Annotated in this window: 10 protein-coding genes; 6 read left to right on the forward strand and 4 right to left on the reverse strand. The window is 53.9% G+C overall.

The window, feature by feature from the left end; translation table 11 throughout:
- The first annotated feature begins 132 nt into the window (after positions 1 to 132).
- The 3 genes from JJD41_RS22130 to JJD41_RS22140 all read left to right on the forward strand — a co-directional run bounded on the left by JJD41_RS22130 (position 133) and on the right by JJD41_RS22140 (position 5,381).
- Positions 133 to 3,087 (forward strand): CHAT domain-containing protein, encoded by a 2,955-nt coding sequence (locus JJD41_RS22130; RefSeq protein ID WP_200669663.1) that lies wholly within the window; start codon positions 133 to 135, stop codon positions 3,085 to 3,087.
- Between the two features lie 465 nt (positions 3,088 to 3,552).
- Positions 3,553 to 3,930 carry a hypothetical protein gene (locus JJD41_RS22135; RefSeq protein ID WP_200669665.1) on the forward strand — a complete coding sequence of 126 codons (378 nt, stop codon included), beginning with the start codon at positions 3,553 to 3,555 and terminating at the stop codon, positions 3,928 to 3,930.
- Positions 3,930 to 5,381 carry a coiled-coil domain-containing protein gene (locus JJD41_RS22140; protein ID WP_200669666.1) on the forward strand — a complete coding sequence of 484 codons (1,452 nt, stop codon included), beginning with the start codon at positions 3,930 to 3,932 and terminating at the stop codon, positions 5,379 to 5,381. The genes JJD41_RS22135 and JJD41_RS22140 overlap by 1 nt, the downstream gene beginning before the upstream one ends.
- Before the next feature lie 738 nt (positions 5,382 to 6,119).
- Here JJD41_RS22140 and kaiC read toward each other — a convergent pair.
- From kaiC to JJD41_RS22155, 3 genes are all read right to left on the reverse strand, one after another.
- Entirely contained in the window at positions 6,120 to 7,676 is a 1,557-nt protein-coding gene (gene kaiC, locus JJD41_RS22145; protein WP_200669668.1) for a circadian clock protein KaiC, read from the reverse strand.
- A 102-nt stretch (positions 7,677 to 7,778) separates the two neighbouring features.
- A complete protein-coding gene (gene kaiB / locus JJD41_RS22150; RefSeq protein WP_168568047.1) occupies positions 7,779 to 8,090 on the reverse strand; it encodes a circadian clock protein KaiB in 312 nt (103 codons plus the stop codon).
- Positions 8,091 to 8,157: 67 nt separating this feature from the next.
- Positions 8,158 to 9,093, reverse strand: a complete 936-nt coding sequence (locus tag JJD41_RS22155) for a circadian clock protein KaiA (protein WP_200669670.1) — start codon at positions 9,091 to 9,093, stop codon at positions 8,158 to 8,160.
- A gap of 433 nt (positions 9,094 to 9,526) precedes the next feature.
- Here JJD41_RS22155 and JJD41_RS22160 point away from each other — a divergent pair, with 433 nt between their 5' ends.
- Positions 9,527 to 12,580: a hybrid sensor histidine kinase/response regulator gene (locus JJD41_RS22160; RefSeq protein WP_200669672.1), complete on the forward strand. Its 3,054-nt coding sequence runs from the start codon at positions 9,527 to 9,529 to the stop codon at positions 12,578 to 12,580.
- Positions 12,581 to 12,687: 107 nt separating this feature from the next.
- Here the strand turns inward: JJD41_RS22160 and JJD41_RS22165 are convergent, their stop codons facing one another.
- Entirely contained in the window at positions 12,688 to 13,821 is a 1,134-nt protein-coding gene (locus tag JJD41_RS22165) for a saccharopine dehydrogenase family protein (RefSeq protein WP_200669674.1), read from the reverse strand.
- A 150-nt stretch (positions 13,822 to 13,971) separates the two neighbouring features.
- On the opposite strand from JJD41_RS22165, the gene JJD41_RS22170 reads away from it, so the two are divergent.
- Entirely contained in the window at positions 13,972 to 16,089 is a 2,118-nt protein-coding gene (locus JJD41_RS22170) for a DUF4139 domain-containing protein (protein ID WP_200669676.1), read from the forward strand.
- A 17-nt stretch (positions 16,090 to 16,106) separates the two neighbouring features.
- Complete coding sequence (locus JJD41_RS22175; RefSeq protein ID WP_200669678.1) at positions 16,107 to 16,700, forward strand: alpha/beta fold hydrolase; 594 nt, start codon at positions 16,107 to 16,109, stop codon at positions 16,698 to 16,700.
- The last annotated feature ends 158 nt before the right edge of the window (positions 16,701 to 16,858 follow it).

Genomic DNA, 16,858 nt, shown 5'->3' on the forward strand with positions numbered 1-16,858 from the left:
AGTCCCCCTTGTTAAGGGGGATTGAGGGGGATCTAAATGTCTTGCATAGCAGAGGAAAGTGCTGTACGGGCGATCGATGAGCTATCATCGAAACATGAGTCGCCCCCCGCCATAGGTGAGAACACCGACCCCATGAACGCAGAAGACTATCTCAGGTTTTTGCAAGAGGTGCTGCAAGCAATCATTGCAAGCAACAATAACCGACAGGTCGTTTATCCCCTCCTCGCACGACACCAAGATAAACTCGATTTGACTTTTGCCGAAGTTGCCACACAGTGGTTTAACTCCCAACTCGACAAAAATCAGTCAGAAAGAAACCAAGCCCTAACGTCGATCTTCTACCTTGCTGTCGATCTATATCAATTTCCGTTAGGCAATCGGGCGAACAACCTCGAAATCGCGATCGCCTGTTACCGAGCGGCATTACACGTTTATACCCGCGACGCCTTTCCCCAACAGTGGGCCACGACCCAAAACAATCTGGGGACTGCCTACAGCGACCGCATCCGAGGGGAACGGGGGGAGAATCTCGAAGAGGCGATCGCCTGTTTCCGAGCGGCATTACAAGTGTGTACCCGCGACGCCTTTCCCCAAGATTGGGCCACGACCCAATATAATCTGGGGAATGCCTACTCCGACCGCATCCGAGGGGAACGGGGGGAGAATCTCGAGGAGGCGATCGCCTGTTACGGAGGGGCTTTACACGTTTATACCCGCGACGCCTTTCCCCAAGAGTGGGCGATGACCCAAAACAATCTGGGGAATGCCTACAGAAACCGCATCCGAGGGGAACGGGGGGAGAATCTCCAAGAGGCGATCGCCTGTTACGGAGAGGCATTACAAGTGCGTACCCGCGACGCCTTTCCCCAAGATTGGGCGATGACCCAAAACAATCTGGGGAATGCCTACAGAAACCGCATCCGAGGGGAACGGGGGGAGAATCTCGAAGCGGCGATCGCCTGTTTCCGAGCGGCATTACAAGTGCGTACCCGCGACGCCTTTCCCCAAGATTGGGCCATGACCCAAAACAATCTGGGGACTGCCTACTCCGACCGCATCCGAGGGGAACGGGGGGAGAATCTCGAAGAGGCGATCGCCTGTTACGGAGAGGCTTTACACGTTTATACCCGCGACGCCTTTCCCCAACAGTGGGCCATGACCCAAAACAATCTGGGGAATGCCTACTTATACCGCATCCGAGGGGAACGGGGGGAGAATCTCGAAGCGGCGATCGCCTGTTACGGAGAGGCTTTACAAGTGCGTACCCGCGACGCCTTTCCCCAAAACAATGCGGAAACCTTATTCAATCTAGGCTTAGCCTATCGCGAAGCTTCCCAATTACACGATGCTTACGATACCTTTAAAGAGGGCATCGATACCGTAGAGTTCATCCGCAGTGGCATCATCGAAGGGGGCGAAGCGGACCGCCAGAAATTAGCCGAAGAATGGAATAAGCTCTATCGCAATACCGTCGAAGTCTGTTTGGAGTTGGAACAGTACGCCGCCGCCCTGGAATACGTCGAACGCAGCAAAGCGCGCAACTTGGTCGAACTGCTCGCCGCCACCCGACTCAAACCCGACGGCGTCTCCGCACAGGTGTGGGAACGCTATTGTCAACTACACGAACAATGGCTGCAATCCCAACAAAACCGACCGCAAAACGGCAACCCCGGGCCGACCTTCAGCGCCAGTGACGACGGGGAAGCGCGCCAAGTCCGCCGTTCTCACCCCGGCGATACCGCAACCCCGGCCCCTAACGGACCGACCTTGACGCAGTTACGGCAGCAAATCGACGCATTCGTCGAACGTGAGATCGCTCCCCACGACCCGCAATTTCGTTTCGGACAACAAGTCCAACCGATGGGATATGGAGACATTCAAGCCCTCCTCGGCGAACGGACTGCCCTGTTGGAATGGTACCTTACCCCCGATGCCATCCACGGCTTTCTGGTCACCCGCGACCACGACGGCCCCCAACATTTCGCCACCGACCGCGCCGCCGCTTTAACCGAGTTGACCGACGCATATCTCAACAATTACATTAACTCTGAAAAGAACTGGCGGGCAAAGTTACCCGAGGTTCTGCAACGATTGGCGGCGATTTTACCCCTCCAGGAGATCGGCGCCAAGCTGCGCAATTGCGACGAATTAATCGTCATCCCTCACCGCAACTTGCACCTGTTCCCCTTCCACGCTTTACCCCTAGGGGAGACTCCGGGTCAGTATTTCGGCGATCTATTCTCTCGGGGGATTCGCTACGCCCCCAGCAGCCAAATCTTACACCTGTCGGCCAGACAGGGCAATGTTGCGCGGTCGCCCTTACCCCTGTTTGCCATCCAAAATCCCACCGGAGATTTGCCGTACACGGATTTAGAGGTGCAAGCGATCTCCAAAAACTTCGATCCCGCCCAGATTTTAGCAGGCGAAACCGCCACGAAACCCGCCTTTAGCGCCCAGACAGACGCCTTGAAAACGGCGGCGGTGGCGCATTTTTCCTGTCACGGTCTGTTCGACTTCCTCCAACCGCGCAATAGCGCCCTCATCCTCGCCAATGCTCGCATAGAGACGGGTTCGACCCCCCCTCCGTCGGGACGGCGCTCGATTCGATCGCGCCGAGGCGACTTCGACGCCGAAGCTTGCCTCACCCTCCCGGAAATCTTCAATCTCCGCCTGCCAAACTGTCGCCTAGTCAGCCTTTCTGCCTGCGAAACTGCCATTGTCGATATCGAACAAACCAGCGATGAATATATCAGTTTGGTGGCTGGGTTTCTGTTCGCCGGGGCTCCGAATGTTCTGGGCACCTTATGGGCGGTCAACGATGTTTCGACGGCGTTGTTGACCGTCCGCTTTTACGAGTTATTCCTATCGCGGGAGTCCGATGTATCGGTAGCTGTAGCGTTGAAAACCGCCCAAGCCTGGTTGCGCGAGTCTACCATGGGTGACTTGTTAAAGTGGGTTGAAGATTCGCGATACATCGATAGCGAGGAGAAACAGAAGTTGAAAGACGATTTGGATTGGTACGATTTACACGAAACCCCGTTTGAGTCTCCTTACTTTTGGGCTGGATTTACCGCAGTCGGTCAATAAGACAAGCAAGCGATGGGAAAAACACCAATGCCGTCTCCCTACGGCGGATCCAATAATATATAGCACTCGGGCGATCTGATGAGGTACAGTGCCAATCCCTAAATCCCCCCAACCCCCCTTTTTAAGGGGGGCAGTGAAAGTCCCCCTTTCAAAGGGGGGCAGTGAAAGTCCCCCTTTTTAAGGGGGCAGTGAAAGTCCCCCTTTCAAAGGGGGATTTAGGGGGATTTAAATGTCTTGCATAGCAGAGGAAAATAATACAGCAATTGGCACTCTCGTGAGAGACAAGAGGCACATATCCCCCCACTTCAAAAGGGGGGAACGAGGAAAGTAGGGGTTTGGTAACCAAACCCCTACCGGGCGAGGGGGATTTAGGGGGATCTAAATGTCTTGCATAGCAGAGGAAAATAATATATAGATAGACAGACAGAAGCATTACCCGTACAAACCAACCCTTCCGTAGGAAAAATGACACCAGAAATAACGATTAAGGCGTTCTTAGAAGTTTGGGAGACTCAACCGGAGTTATTTGAACAAACGGGCGCTGTCGATGGTTTGGAAAGTCTGCAAAGTCAAATCATCGAATTGCGCGGACAAGACAATGAAACCGTCGCGACAACCCTCAAAAAATGGTGCAAGACTTACAAACCTTTACGCAATGAAGTTTTAGACACTACCCGCAAACCCAACCTCAGCAGAACACAACCGGAAGATCGGAGTACCCGCAAACCCAACCTCAGCAGAACACAACCGGAAGATCGGAGCCAGGTTCTCACCAATCGCTATCCCGAATTATATCAAAATTTAAACGAACGAGTCTCGACACCTGACACGGGGAACTCGTAATGACTGCGCCCCAAAGACCGAAGTCTCATCCTGCTTCAGATGAGTCGATTGACGCCCCCAATGTCTACCTGTTCGCTTCTTTTTTGCAAAAAAATCGGGAACACACCGATAAAATTAAGGGGAATAACCCGTTATGGCAATGGTGCGATCGATTTTTAAAATCTTTTGACGACAAGCAACTGACTTCCCAGCTCCAGTTTCCCGAAGATCCCACCGATGAGATCCGCATTGATTTATTACCCAACGATACCAATAGTTTAGATTTCCGCGATCGCAATAACCCGGATTTAGAAGGAGCGATTCAACCCTTACAACTCCACGATAGTTATGTCATTTACCTCAATGTCGGCTATCCCGACAATGAGGAGTCGGCTAGTTCGCGCTTTCAGGTGCCGATTTCTTCTCTAGGATCCTTCAATCCCAACAAAGAATTATTAATTGCGCCCGATACGCCCTTATTTTTAGGCTCAACTTTACTCGTCACCGCCTGGTTGACGACGAGAAACAAACAACTCAATTTTGACTACCTGCGCGATTTAAGCGATGCCTGTTATACGGAATTAATCGGGCAAACGCCGCCACCCCTCCCCCGCCGTGGGGAGTTATTTGGAAGTACGATTTATGAATATGAATTACCCAAAAACGGCGATCGTTGCGATCGCGTCTTGATTTGGCTCTTCCGCGACGAGAACGCCGACCAAAAGTTTAGTGATTGCTATCAACAATTCACCGAACTATTCTTTTATCGCCATAAAGTTATCCGAGCGTTTCAAGATAGCCGTAAAGTTTATCAAAACCTCGATCGCGATTACACCGAAGTCGAACAAAAGCTCGACTCACTGCACGGCAAACTCGAAACAGCTCAAAAACGCATTGACCATCGGCAATTAGAACAGTTCCAAAGCGAGTTAAAAGTCCTGGCGACAGACGCTTTAAGCTACACGCGATCGTTGCGAAAGTTGGAGGATTATCAAACCACGATTGAGATAAATCTTTACAATTATAATGAGAAGTTAGCGCAGATTTGTGGTAAACTCGAAGTCGATAAGGAAGAACTATCAATTTTAAGTCAAGTCTCGGAGGCTACCGCGCCCCATTTCCTCAGACAAATTAGTGCGGATTTGCGCTACTACGAACACGGCACCGATTTGATCGAGGGGGCGATCGCCTCCATTCGGGGCATCGTAGAAATTGACCAGGCGAAGCGCGATCGGGCGATCGAGAATACCATTCAAAACTTGGGTGCGGGTTTGGGGGCAGGTGGGATCGCCGCCTCGGCCCTGTCCGGTCACATCAGTACGGGCATGACCTTCAAACTCACGGGGAATTGGCAAGATATTCACCCGGGGGTTCTCACCTTACTCGTCAGTGGGGGAATTGGTATATTTTTCTTTGCGATCGCCGCTTGGCTCAACGGTAGTCTCGCCAAATGGTGGCAGAAATCCCGCTAAAAGCACCACGGGCAATGGGTAGCATACCTGTCTCCAGCCCTATCTGTGCGACGCTAAATCCGTGCAACGTCAAATCCGTGCGACGCTAAATTGTGCGTCACCTTGAAGATCGAAAAATATTGGATAAATTTCTACAGAGTAGCGACGAACATGGGCAAAATCCATCTAAATGTCAATCCACAAGACGATCGCCCCCGCGAAACACACAAAATAAAGCAAAATAAAGCAAAATAACGTAAAACATACGATAAAAAAGGGTGGAATTGACTCCACCCTTTTTTATTTCCCTGTGACGTTCTCCCGACGCTGACCTATGCGCTTCGCGCAGGCTTCGCCAAGGGTACAGCGCGGGCTTCCCACCTCACGGACAGAAGTCCATCTGCCCCGGCGTCTTGGGAAGTTCCTGTTTCATCCGGTCTGGTCTAGGCAACGCCCCCGACCGAACCCGTCCACAGGCATTTTGTTTGACATCCACGACCCGTCCAGCCGCAGATTGGGAGGATTTCGTTTTGAGGGTGCATTTCCTATCCGCCGCACTGTTCACCAGCCGAATTGCATGGCTGTACGTTGGTGTCGGGACAGAAAGCCGCCGCTAGTCTTGGCCATCAAGGGCATTGCTGCCGTGCCAGTTCAAGTTTACCAGATTGGCGACTCCGTTCCACTCCATCGCCTCGGCTTTCATCCCGACAGCTTCGCTTAGAGTGCGGGGCTTCCCGCCGATTAAGCTAACTGAGCAACCTACTCGCCGACCTTCCCCTGTACGCCTTTGACAATGCGCGAGAGTTCGCTCTTTTCATCCACGGAAATCCGACTCGGCGAACCGCTAATAATCCGTTCGTAGTTGCGGAACGAATCCTTAATCTCCGGTCCGTGTTCGCTGATCGTATACTCGCGGATCCCTTTATCGTGCCAGGATCCGCGCATCTTGAACACGTTGATCGCCCGAGACATTTCACCGCGAATCTCCACGTATTGCAACATGATGATCGTGTCGGTAATCGTGGAAATATGGGAATCGGTGATCGAATGAGACCCCATAAACTGGTCCGTGGTATTCGTGAAAAACCCGGTAATTTCCTCTTGTTTGGCGTATCCGGTCACCCCGATCACGAATTGACGGAAAGCATTGTTACTCACCCCTCGCGCCAACGCGGACAGGGAATCGATCGCGATTCGCGACGGCTTGAACTCGGCAATTTCTGTTTTAATAATCTGCAAGTGATCTTCCAAACCCGCCGATTCGGGATAGGCGCACATGATCCGCAGTAAGCCTTTTTTCTCCAACTCCTCAAAATCGATGCCCCAAGAATAGGCATTTCGCAGCAGTTGGGCGCGGGATTCTTCGTAAGCAAACATCATCGCCCGTTCCCCATTCATGCACGCATCTTCGAGAAACTTGCTCACCAGCAGAGTTTTCCCGGTTCCCGTCGCCCCGGTCGCCAGAATGATCGAATCTTTGAAGAAACCGCCGCCACACATTTCGTCGAGGGTCTTGACCCCGGAGGACACCCGGGCGTTAGACGATCGCTGGGTGAGGCGCATGGCGCCGAGGGGAAAGATATTAATCCCGTCGGTGGTCATGGTGAAAGGATATTCTCCCTTCATGTGGGTAGTCCCGCGCAATTTGAGAATTTCGATCGTGCGGCGGCGCCGTTCGCCTTCGAGCACGTTGCGTAGGATGACGACGTTATCGGAAACGAACTCTTCGACGCCGAAGCGGGCGACCGGACCGTATTCTTCCACCCGTTCGGTGGTCATGATCGTGGTGGCGCCGACTTGTTTGAGGCGGGCGACCAGGCGGAAGATTTCGCGACGGACGACGGAGGCGGCGTCGTACTGTTGAAAGACGGCGGTAACGGAGTCGATCGAGACTCGGCGCGCTTTATACTTGCGGATGGCGTATTGGATGCGTTCGATCAGGGCGGACAGGTCGAAGTTTCCGACGACATCTTGACCTTCGGGGTCGGGAGAGGCATCGAGAATGAAGAGTTTGCCTTCATCGACTAAGTGCTGTAAATCCCAACCAAAGCTGGAGGCGTTTTTGATGATATCGGTGGGAGATTCCTCGAAGGTGACAAATACGCCGGGTTCGTCGAAGTAGGTGATGCCATTGTAGAGGAATTGAACGGCAAAGAGGGTTTTTCCGGTGCCTGACGTTCCGCTAACCAAGGTGGTGCGACCGACGGGCATTCCGCCATGACTGATATCGTCAAACCCCTCAATCATGGTCCGAATTTTGGGGACTCCTACAGTGGGTAGTTCTTCTCCTAGTCCGGATGGCTTCTTAGAATTCATAGCTTTGGTGATTCACAGTGGCAGGAATACCACGGACAAATGATAGGTGGTTGTGGGAGGGTGGCGATCGCCGGATGCGGCAATCTCCGGTTGAGTCGTTTATCAATCCAATTCTTGATCGCGCAGTTCTTCGTACAGTAAGTCCAAACCGATCAAGACTTTCTCGCGATCGGAAAGATCGCCAATAATCTTACGCACGGGAGGCGGTAAGATTTTCGATAAGGTGGGGGTGGCCAAGATTTTATCTTCTTCGGCCAATTGGGGATTTTTGAGAACGTCGATCACTTTGAGGGCGTAGACCCCTTGAAATTCTTGTTCGAGAATGTTTTTGAGAGTTTTTAAAGCGCGAACCGAGTTGGGGGTATTGCCCGCGACGTAGAGCTTGAGGACGTAAGTTTTTTTAGGAGGACTCATAGATAAGATCTGGGTCGTAAATTGAGGGAAGAGCGAAACCGAACATGGCGTATTGTTGGGATTGACATCACGAGTCTCTCGGGATCGAACGTCGATACATTTCGCATAAATGAGCGATGATGTCAATCAAGGTCAGCCGATAGTCCAGGAGAATTTCTTCGCTGCGACCTTCCAATTTTAATTGTTTAGAAAAATCGTCCATTAGCTCCATGTGAATTTCGACAATTTGGGTGACGGAAATATCGGAGAGAAAGGCGGTATTGACATACTCGTCAATCCGTTGATTGAGGGTGCCGTCATCGGCAAAATAGTTCAGGACAATTTCTCGATAATCCGCCTTTAATTGTTTTAAAAAGTTGTCTCTTTCTCCCGGAGAAAGGTTGCGAACAAAACGCTGTGGGTTTCGTTTGTAATACACGCCTAAGTATCCTAGTCGCTCCCTGAGTTTTTCGGCGAGACGACGCTGTTGGTTCAGCAGAAAATTTTGAGTGGCTGGATTGGTTGGGGTTTGGGAGTTAGCCACGGGGCGATCGCCGAGGCTCACACTCGGGGAAAGATTGAGAAATTCGGCGATCGCCCGTTCGATGGTGCGGGGAAGTTCGTCGAGATTTTCAACCCACAAGTGAACTTCTGCCGTGTGATAAAACAAACTAGGATAAACTTTGCTGCCATTTCTGGCTCCCCCGGCGACGGGGGTCGGCGTTCGCGCTTCGCCGGGGTCTGAGGAAGCATCGAGGGGAATGCTTTCTTCTTGTAAATGCAAGATCGTTGCAGGCAGGAGAATTCCTTCGGCGTGCAACTTTTCCGAGAGAATTTTTAAAGCCGAATCGGATTGTAAAATCAAACAATCGAGCTGCTGTTTGTGGGCTAAAACATACTTTAAAAACTCTTCGACTGACTGAAAAGAGTTCACGAGGTAGCGATCGCCCGTCAAGTAAGCATCGAGCGACTGGGTGAGGTTCTCCTCGGTGGTGAAAATGCAAATCGATAGTTGGGAATGCAAAGCCTTACCCGATTAAACAAATAAATAACAGCCGATTTAAACAGTCCCGAGCCGATGGCGACCCGCTAAAACAGTCAACTTAAGATTGATTTAAACCGATAAAGAAGCTCTATAACTTATTGTAATAGCAATATCCTCGTCCTTTGCGATCGAGATCCATAATTGAGTTGTACCTCCTGACGTTCTAGTTCTCTAGTTTGGGCGGCCATACCGTGCGAGGGCATCGTGTTGGCGTCAGAGAAAGCGACGGTGGAGTTTCGGTCTGGGGGTCGCTGGCCCGTCGCGATCGCGCTTGGGTTCGATCGCCGTCAACGAGACGACCGGGGCGGTTCGGCGATCGCCGCGTGCCAAGTTCCCACAAGCGCACTAAACCCGACCCGATCGCCCGTGTCGAAGTTGCTATTGTTCCCCTAAGATTCCCATAAGATCGATCGTGTCCACAATCCCCTTAACTCTCAAAGCCTTTGTCCGCCCTACCTGGGTTTGCGCGCAAACGGTCAGTATATCAGAATTGCATTCGCGCTTGGGTCACTGCCGCGCCAGCGAGAGACCCGCAGATCGCCTGATTCTCGTAGACCGCCAACAGACCCCCGTAGGGACGATCGCCCTCGCCCGACTGCTGCCATATCTGCTCGCACCGCGCGATCTCGACCCCAAACCCGCTCCAAAAGATCCCTTATGCGAATGGGCCGCCGATGCGATCGAACCCGTGGAAATTTGGGGTGCCGGAGTGCCCTGGGTAGAATTTTGGCAGCACTTGCACTCGCCACCCCCCGGAACCCATAGCGCCAGCCAGTGGGCGATCGTCGAAACCACTGGAGAAATCCTCGGACTCCTCGATGCGCTCTGTCTCCTCGATTTTGCGGCCAAAAAGATGCAACCACCCGGGATCCATCCCGCCAGCAATCCCGTCGAGACCGATTCCCATACCCTGCCCCCCTTGGGCGACCTGCTCGAAGAGATGCCCTTGCCGATGAAATTACAAACCCACGGCGGGCACATTTTATCCGAAAATCGGGCATGGCGACAGCAATTTAGCGCGGGGGTCGCAGGGGAACCCCATCCCCAGCAAGCCGATCGCCCGCAAAAAGACAGTGCGGGATCGTGTTCGATGCCCGACGGTCAAAATGCGGTCTGGCAGTTCGTCCAAATTCCGATCGGCGTCGTCATCGGCGGCGACTCGCCGAATCGAACGATCGCCAGAACCCCAAATCTGCGACTGTTACACCCCCAACCCGGGATCGAAAGCTCCAATCCCAATCTCAGAGCGCCCCCGGATTGCCCCGGCGCCGAAAACCCCTCGGAAACCAACGAAACCTTGTGGCTGATCCTGGCTCAAGATGTCAGCGATCGCCAACAAGTCGCCAAAGAACTGGCGGCCAAAAATGCCGATTTAATCCAACTCAACCGACTCAAAGACGAATTTCTCGCCTGTATCAGCCACGAACTCAAAACCCCGCTCACCTCCGTGCTGGGTCTGTCCACCTTGCTCAAAGACCGCGCCCTCGGGCCGCTCAGCGATCGCCAAGAACGTTACGCCCAAATGATTTATCAAAGCGGGCGCCACCTCATGAACGTCGTCAACGACATTCTCGACCTGACCCGCATCGAAAGCGGGCAAATGGAACTGATTCTCGAACCCGTCAACCTCCACGATGTCTGTCAGCGCGCCCTCGAACAAGCCCATCTCTCCCTTCCCGAAGCCGAACAACGCGAAGGACAAGAACACGCCCCCTCCAAACCGGGCGATCGCATTCCCAACCAATTCAGCTTGGAAATCGAACCCGATCTCACCACCGTCGTCGCCGACGAACTGCGCTTGCGCCAGATGCTCTATAACCTGCTCTCCAATGCCGCCAAATTTACCCCGCCGGAAGGCTCCATTACACTCAAAGTCAATCGCTGGGGCGGCTGGATTGCCTTCACCATCAGCGACACGGGCATCGGCATCCCCGCAGAAAAACAGCATCTCATTTTCCAAAAATTCCAACAGTTAGAAAATCCCCTCACCCGCCAATTTGAAGGGACCGGGTTGGGGTTAGTCCTCACCCAACGTCTGGCCCGGGCTCACGGCGGCGACGTTACCTTTATTTCCACAGAAGGCAAAGGCAGTGAATTTACCTTACTCCTGCCCCCCTCTCCCCCCCAACCGACCACCGCCCTCGGCGACTCCGGACCCCTCTCGAATCGCTTAGTTTTACTCGTGGAAGTGGTTCCCCAATCCATCGACCAGTTGAGCGAACAACTCACCGCCTTGGGCTATCAGGTGGCGATCGCCCGGACCGGAACCGAAGCCCTCGAAAAAGCCCGCCGCCTCCAACCGCAAACCATCTTTCTCAATCCCTTACTGCCCCTCCTTTCTGGTTGGGACGTGCTGACCTTACTCAAATCCCAGGGACAAACTCGCCAAATCCCGATCGTGGTCGTCGCCACCGAAGCGGATAAAGAACGAGCGCTGCTGGCGGGGGCGGACGGTTTCGTGCGAACCCCCATTGACGAACGGGCCTTAGCCGCTCAAATGGCTCAGGTCATCCCCTCCTCAGAGGACGGCCACGATCGCCCCGATTCTCCGGGAGGACCGTTGACCCACTTGACCATCTTGCATTTGCGCCCCCTCGAAACTTGGCAAACTCTGGATCGGGCCGACTTTGCCCCCAGCAGTCTCGACGTCCAACCCCTTCACTCCCTGCTGTCCGCGCAAATTGAGGCAGAACGGGGTCTCCATTACCGGGTGTTAGAAGCCGACGACCTCGAACAAGCGGAACTGCTGGCGCGTGTCTGGCAAATTGACGCGATCGTGCTTGAAAGTGGCGAACATCTGCACGATCCGGTCACCTTTTTACGCAAATTCAGCCAATATCCGATTTTGGCAGGTCTTCCTCTCATTCCTCTCGAATCGGAAACCACCCGCGCCGCCTATCAAGTTCCCGGTTTGAACGTGTTTCCCTGTTTGCAATATCGCCCGGACGGCGAACGGCATTCTACCCCCAATATTGCCGCGTTAGTCCAAGTGATTCACCTGGCGACGGGGAAACATTCCAAACCGACCGTTTTGGTCGCCGAATTGGCGATCGCCGAACCCGGCGCGATCGCCCCTACTCGATCCAGTGGCGAAAATGAATGGCTTTCCGCCTTAATTCAATATCTGGAAAAAGCCGGGTTTCAAAGCGCTTTTGCCCGGTCTTGGGCCAAAATCTGGCATCGCATCCAAACTCAAAGTGTGGATCTGCTCTCCATTTGCTGGCGCGATTCCCCGGCGAGTCCCGAAGTGCTAGAAGTCCTCGATCGCCTCAGCGAAACCCCCAACCGCCCGCCGATTTTAGTCTTCGACCGCCGCGAAGTGCAACCGTCCGCCCCGTCGGACACCGATCGCGACCCTCTCGAAGCCCGCTTACGGGCGATCGCGACGCGCATTTTGCCCCCCTCGGCGTCCATGGGTGAATTGTTGGCGGCGATCGAAGAAACGATGAAAACGATGAAGGGGTAAGGGTTGAGGCGACTCAGGAGTGAAGCGCTACGCGGATCGCCGACCACAGTAGGAGGGTCTGTCTTGATTCGCTTGTGTTCGTAAGTTCGATCCGCGCGGTTCGGCGCTCAGTTTGGCCGATCTGGGGCGATCGCTCCGGAGGACTCCCACGTTTGCTCGATTTTGATTCCCCGACGGGTCATTCCCTCTAAAAATAAATCGGTCGGCAAGAGGCGTTCGACGGGAAAGACCCCCGGTTGTCCCACGCTTCCTTCTAACAGGCGTTGGGCGATCGCCCCGGCCCCCATCCCCGTGACGATCGCGGTCTCCGGATGGGCGACGCTGGTGCAAACGGTGGCGGGTTGGCCGTTTTTCCGTCCCGATACCCGCGATCGCACGACGACGCCGATCCCGAAGGCGCGATCGGTCAGTGCGGTCATCGCGTAACTCACATAAGAAAGAAATTCGACGACGGCATGATTTTTTAACCAGGCGGCGGGCGATCGGGCGACGATCCAGGTTAACCGATTATACAAATCCGGGGCGCTGCCGAATTTGGCGATCGCCGTCTTCACCGGGAACGATTGGGGCAAGGTGTAAACTTCCGGCATGTCGAACCAGTACACGCCGATCTTGCCGTAAGGCGCGCCGAAATCTACGGTTTCGCGATCGCTGTAAGGCTCGACGACCTGCCATTTGTCGTCAATCCACGCCTCAAACGGGGCTTGCAACCCGAGGAACGTAGTTCGCATCACCGTCACCCCCGCGCCACCGGACCCGCCGACGACGTAAGCGATTTCGATGGTTTCCGCTTCGTCGAGTCGTTCGACGCCGTAACGGGTCAAACTGTTGGAAACGCCGGGAAAAATCCCCGTATTGATGGCGGCGGTCATCCCGGCTTCGCGCGCTAACTCACTTTTGGCAAGGGCTGTTTTCGTAAACGTGCGATCGTCGCTGACGTCGAGATAGTTAACGCCAGCCGCGATACAACTGTCGAGAACTCGTCCGTCGCGATCGTGAAACGGTCCGGCAGTGTGGATCGTGAGGTGAGAATCGCCGATCGCCTCCGGGAGGCGATCGCGATCGTTTAAGTCCAATTGCAGAAAATCAACCCGTTCGCCTAACTGCTGGCGAACGGCTTCCCCTTTGGCCGCATTGCGCCCGGTAATGGTAAGGTGGGCGTCGGTATGTGCGAGTAAATCCCGCGCCACACTCGATCCGATTCGTCCAGTTCCCCCAACAATCAAAACACGATCGCTCATTACGATTTGAGAATATTGATAACACGATGCTTTTAATGTCTCTCATTTGCGGCGATCGGACAAATTGCCTCCAGCAATCAGCGCTAAAATTGAATCGTTCCGGTGCGATCGCCCCCCCGAACTCCCCATTTAGTTAAAATCTAAAATCCCATGTCCGCCCCTCTCCCGCTTGACTCCAAAATCGACGGCGTAAAAATTTACGCTTCCGGCGCTACAGTGACTCGGATCGCTCCATTGCCTCCCGATTGGAGGGGCGATCGCGTCGAAATCGCCGGACTTCCCCTCGTTTTAGACGATCGCAGCGTCCGCGCCCGGATTGAAGGTAGCGACAGCGCGATCGCCTGCGATATCGCGATCGGTCTCGCCGTTCCTTCCCGCGAAGACCCTGGGGAAGCGCCCCTAGAAACAGAAGTGAGAAAAGCGCGCTTTAAAGTTAAACAATTACAAGATACCCTTCTCGCGATCGAACGAGAAATCGCCAATCTCAATGCCTTGCAAGTCCCCGATCGCCCGAGAGGGGAAGCGGGAAAATCGCCGCCGCCTTCACCGATGGGGGCGCGTCTGGCGTTATCGCACTTTACACAAGAGCAAGTGCAAGCCAAATTCACCGAAAAACGGGAAGTGGCGATCGTCTTGCGCGCGGCGACTCAAGACCTCGCCGACTTGGAACAACAACAACAGCAAGCCTCTTCAGCGCGCGAAGCGCAACCGCACGAACTGCGAAAAACCGCCGTTATCGGCCTTTCTTGGCGCGATCGCGCCGCCGAGTCTCCCCTTCAACTCGTTTTAGAATACTTCGTCCCCGGAGCGCGCTGGACGCCGAGTTATGTCTGTCGCTTGAACCGCCAGGACAATCGCGCCACGATCGCCGTGCGCGCCTCGGTATGCCAAAGAAGCGGAGAAGATTGGAGCGGGGTGCGCGTCGAACTGTCCACCGCCGAACCGTCGAGCTGGTGCGAGTTACCGGAGTTAGCCTCCCTACGGATCGGGCGATCGCAACCCGCACCCAAGCCCTCGGGATGGCGGCGCCCGCCCGTCGGCGCCGAAAGCTTATTTGAAGATTACGACCGCCAGAAAAAAGCCGCTAAATTGGCCCTCTCTGCCGAGGCGATCGCCATGTCTCCCTCATTCCAAGCGGCGATCGCGCCCTTAGCCTCTCTCGATCTCACAGCCAGCGAAAGTTTTGCGGCTCCCGCCTCCGAGCAAGCTGTAGATGAAGATCGGTTTGAAGAGCTTGAAGATCTGTTATCCGAACCCCCGGCCCGGGCATTTGCTTGCTCTCCAAAGGCGTCGATCGAACAAGTGCGATCGGTTAGACAACAGATGCAACGGCGATCGTCCGTCTCCACGACTCCCAGCCCGCTCCCCGAGACCGTCGAAACCATCGATCGCCTCGCCTACTCTACCATGCGTCTCGGCGCTCCCGAAGATGGGGCAGAACGCGGACAACTCAAGGTTTCCAGCCCTGAAGACCGCTATCTGGAATTCCTACAACGGCAACATCTCAAGGTTGCCTTCCCAATTCGAGGGGCGCTCAATAACGCCCTTTCCGAAGCCAAGCGCTGTTTGATGGTACATCTGCCACACGGCTCTCATGAAGTGAGAGAAAGCGCCGGATCTTTCGATTATGCCTATGCTGCCGAAGGACGCCTCGATATTCCCAGCGACGGACAATTTCACGCGATCGCCCTCCTGAGTCGGGACGCCGAGGTGAAGCTGCGTTATATCGTCGTCCCGCGTATCGACCCCAACGTTTTTCGGATCGCCCAACTACTCAACCCTCTCGATGCTCCCCTGTTAGCGGGAATGACCGATATTTATGTCGATGGCGAGTATATTTTATCCACAGAAATGCCGACGATTCCACCACGGGGGGAAATGGAATTGGGATTGGGGGTGGAACAAGCTATCCAAGTCGCCCGCAATACGAATTATCGCGAAGTTCGTTCTGGAGAAACCTTAGTGGCGTTTAACGAATTGCGCCACGAAATCGCGATCGCGATCGTCAATAATTTGCAACGGGCGATCGCGATCGAAGTGCGCGATCGCCTGCCCGTCCCGGCAGAAGGTGCTAAAGTAGACGTACAAATCGATCGCGTCGTCCCCGAGTGGGAAGCTTACAATCAACAAGAACGCGGTCGGCCCATACGCGGCGGCTATCGCTGGAAAGTTGAAGTTCCGGCAAGCGATCGCCTCAATTTAGAAGTCGATTATACGATTAAAACCTTCGTCGATAGCGAATTACTCGGCGGCAATCGTCGGGAATAAGAAAGGAGGACAGGGAGATGTCCGTGCGATCGCAATTTCTAACGTTTCAAAATACCCGTTTGCACTATCTCGAAGTTGGGGCGATCGCGGCCAAAACCGTACTGTTTTTACATGGAGCCAGTTTTAAAGCTCAAACGTGGCAAGAATTGGGAACCTTGCAATTATTGAGCGATCGCGGTTATCGAGCCATCGCGTTAGACTTACCGGGCTACGGCGAATCGGAAACCGTCAACGCCAATCCCCAAACGTTTCTGCTGGACTGTCTCGATTTCCTAAAAGTAGAGAAAACGGCAGTTGTTTCGCCTTCGATGAGCGGTCGGTTTAGTTTGCCCTTCCTCGTCGGCCATGGCGATCGCCTGTCTGCGTTTGTGGCGATCGCCCCGGTCGGGATTCCTAATTTTATAGAAAAGCTGCAAGATAATCCCGTGCCGACGTTAGCAGTTTGGGGCAGCAACGATCGCATTGTCAGCCCCGAACAAGCGGATTTACTCGTTAAGGCGATGTCGAATGCGCGAAAAGTCATTTTTAAAGATGCCGGACATGCTTGTTACATGAGGGCAACTGATGCATTTCACGAGGAACTCTTGGCGTTTTTGGAACGTTACACTTAGGCGATCGAGGATTTTTAAAATAAATGAGGTACAAATTCGATCCCCCTAAATCCCCCTTAACAAGGGGGACTTTACCGAACCCTCCCCTTGTTAAGGGGAACTTTACTAGACTCTCCCGTTGTTAGTAGAAATCCGATCCCCCTAAATCCCCCTTAACA

Source organism: Oxynema mangrovii CENA135 (genome assembly GCF_016632315.1).
GTDB classification, from domain to species: Bacteria; Cyanobacteriota; Cyanobacteriia; order Cyanobacteriales; family Laspinemataceae; genus Oxynema; species Oxynema aestuarii.

Bases quoted from the DNA above. Each gene is read 5' to 3' on its own strand.
- JJD41_RS22165 (WP_200669674.1), bottom strand. From the start codon at position 13,821: ATGAGCGATCGTGTTTTGATTGTTGGGGGAACTGGACGAATCGGATCG.
- JJD41_RS22175 (WP_200669678.1), top strand. From the start codon at position 16,107: ATGTCCGTGCGATCGCAATTTCTAACGTTTCAAAATACCCGTTTGCAC.
- JJD41_RS22140 (WP_200669666.1), top strand. From the start codon at position 3,930: ATGACTGCGCCCCAAAGACCGAAGTCTCATCCTGCTTCAGATGAGTCG.
- JJD41_RS22130 (WP_200669663.1), top strand. From the start codon at position 133: ATGAACGCAGAAGACTATCTCAGGTTTTTGCAAGAGGTGCTGCAAGCA.
- JJD41_RS22135 (WP_200669665.1), top strand. From the start codon at position 3,553: ATGACACCAGAAATAACGATTAAGGCGTTCTTAGAAGTTTGGGAGACT.
- kaiC (WP_200669668.1), bottom strand. From the start codon at position 7,676: ATGAATTCTAAGAAGCCATCCGGACTAGGAGAAGAACTACCCACTGTA.
- kaiB (WP_168568047.1), bottom strand. From the start codon at position 8,090: ATGAGTCCTCCTAAAAAAACTTACGTCCTCAAGCTCTACGTCGCGGGC.
- JJD41_RS22170 (WP_200669676.1), top strand. From the start codon at position 13,972: ATGTCCGCCCCTCTCCCGCTTGACTCCAAAATCGACGGCGTAAAAATT.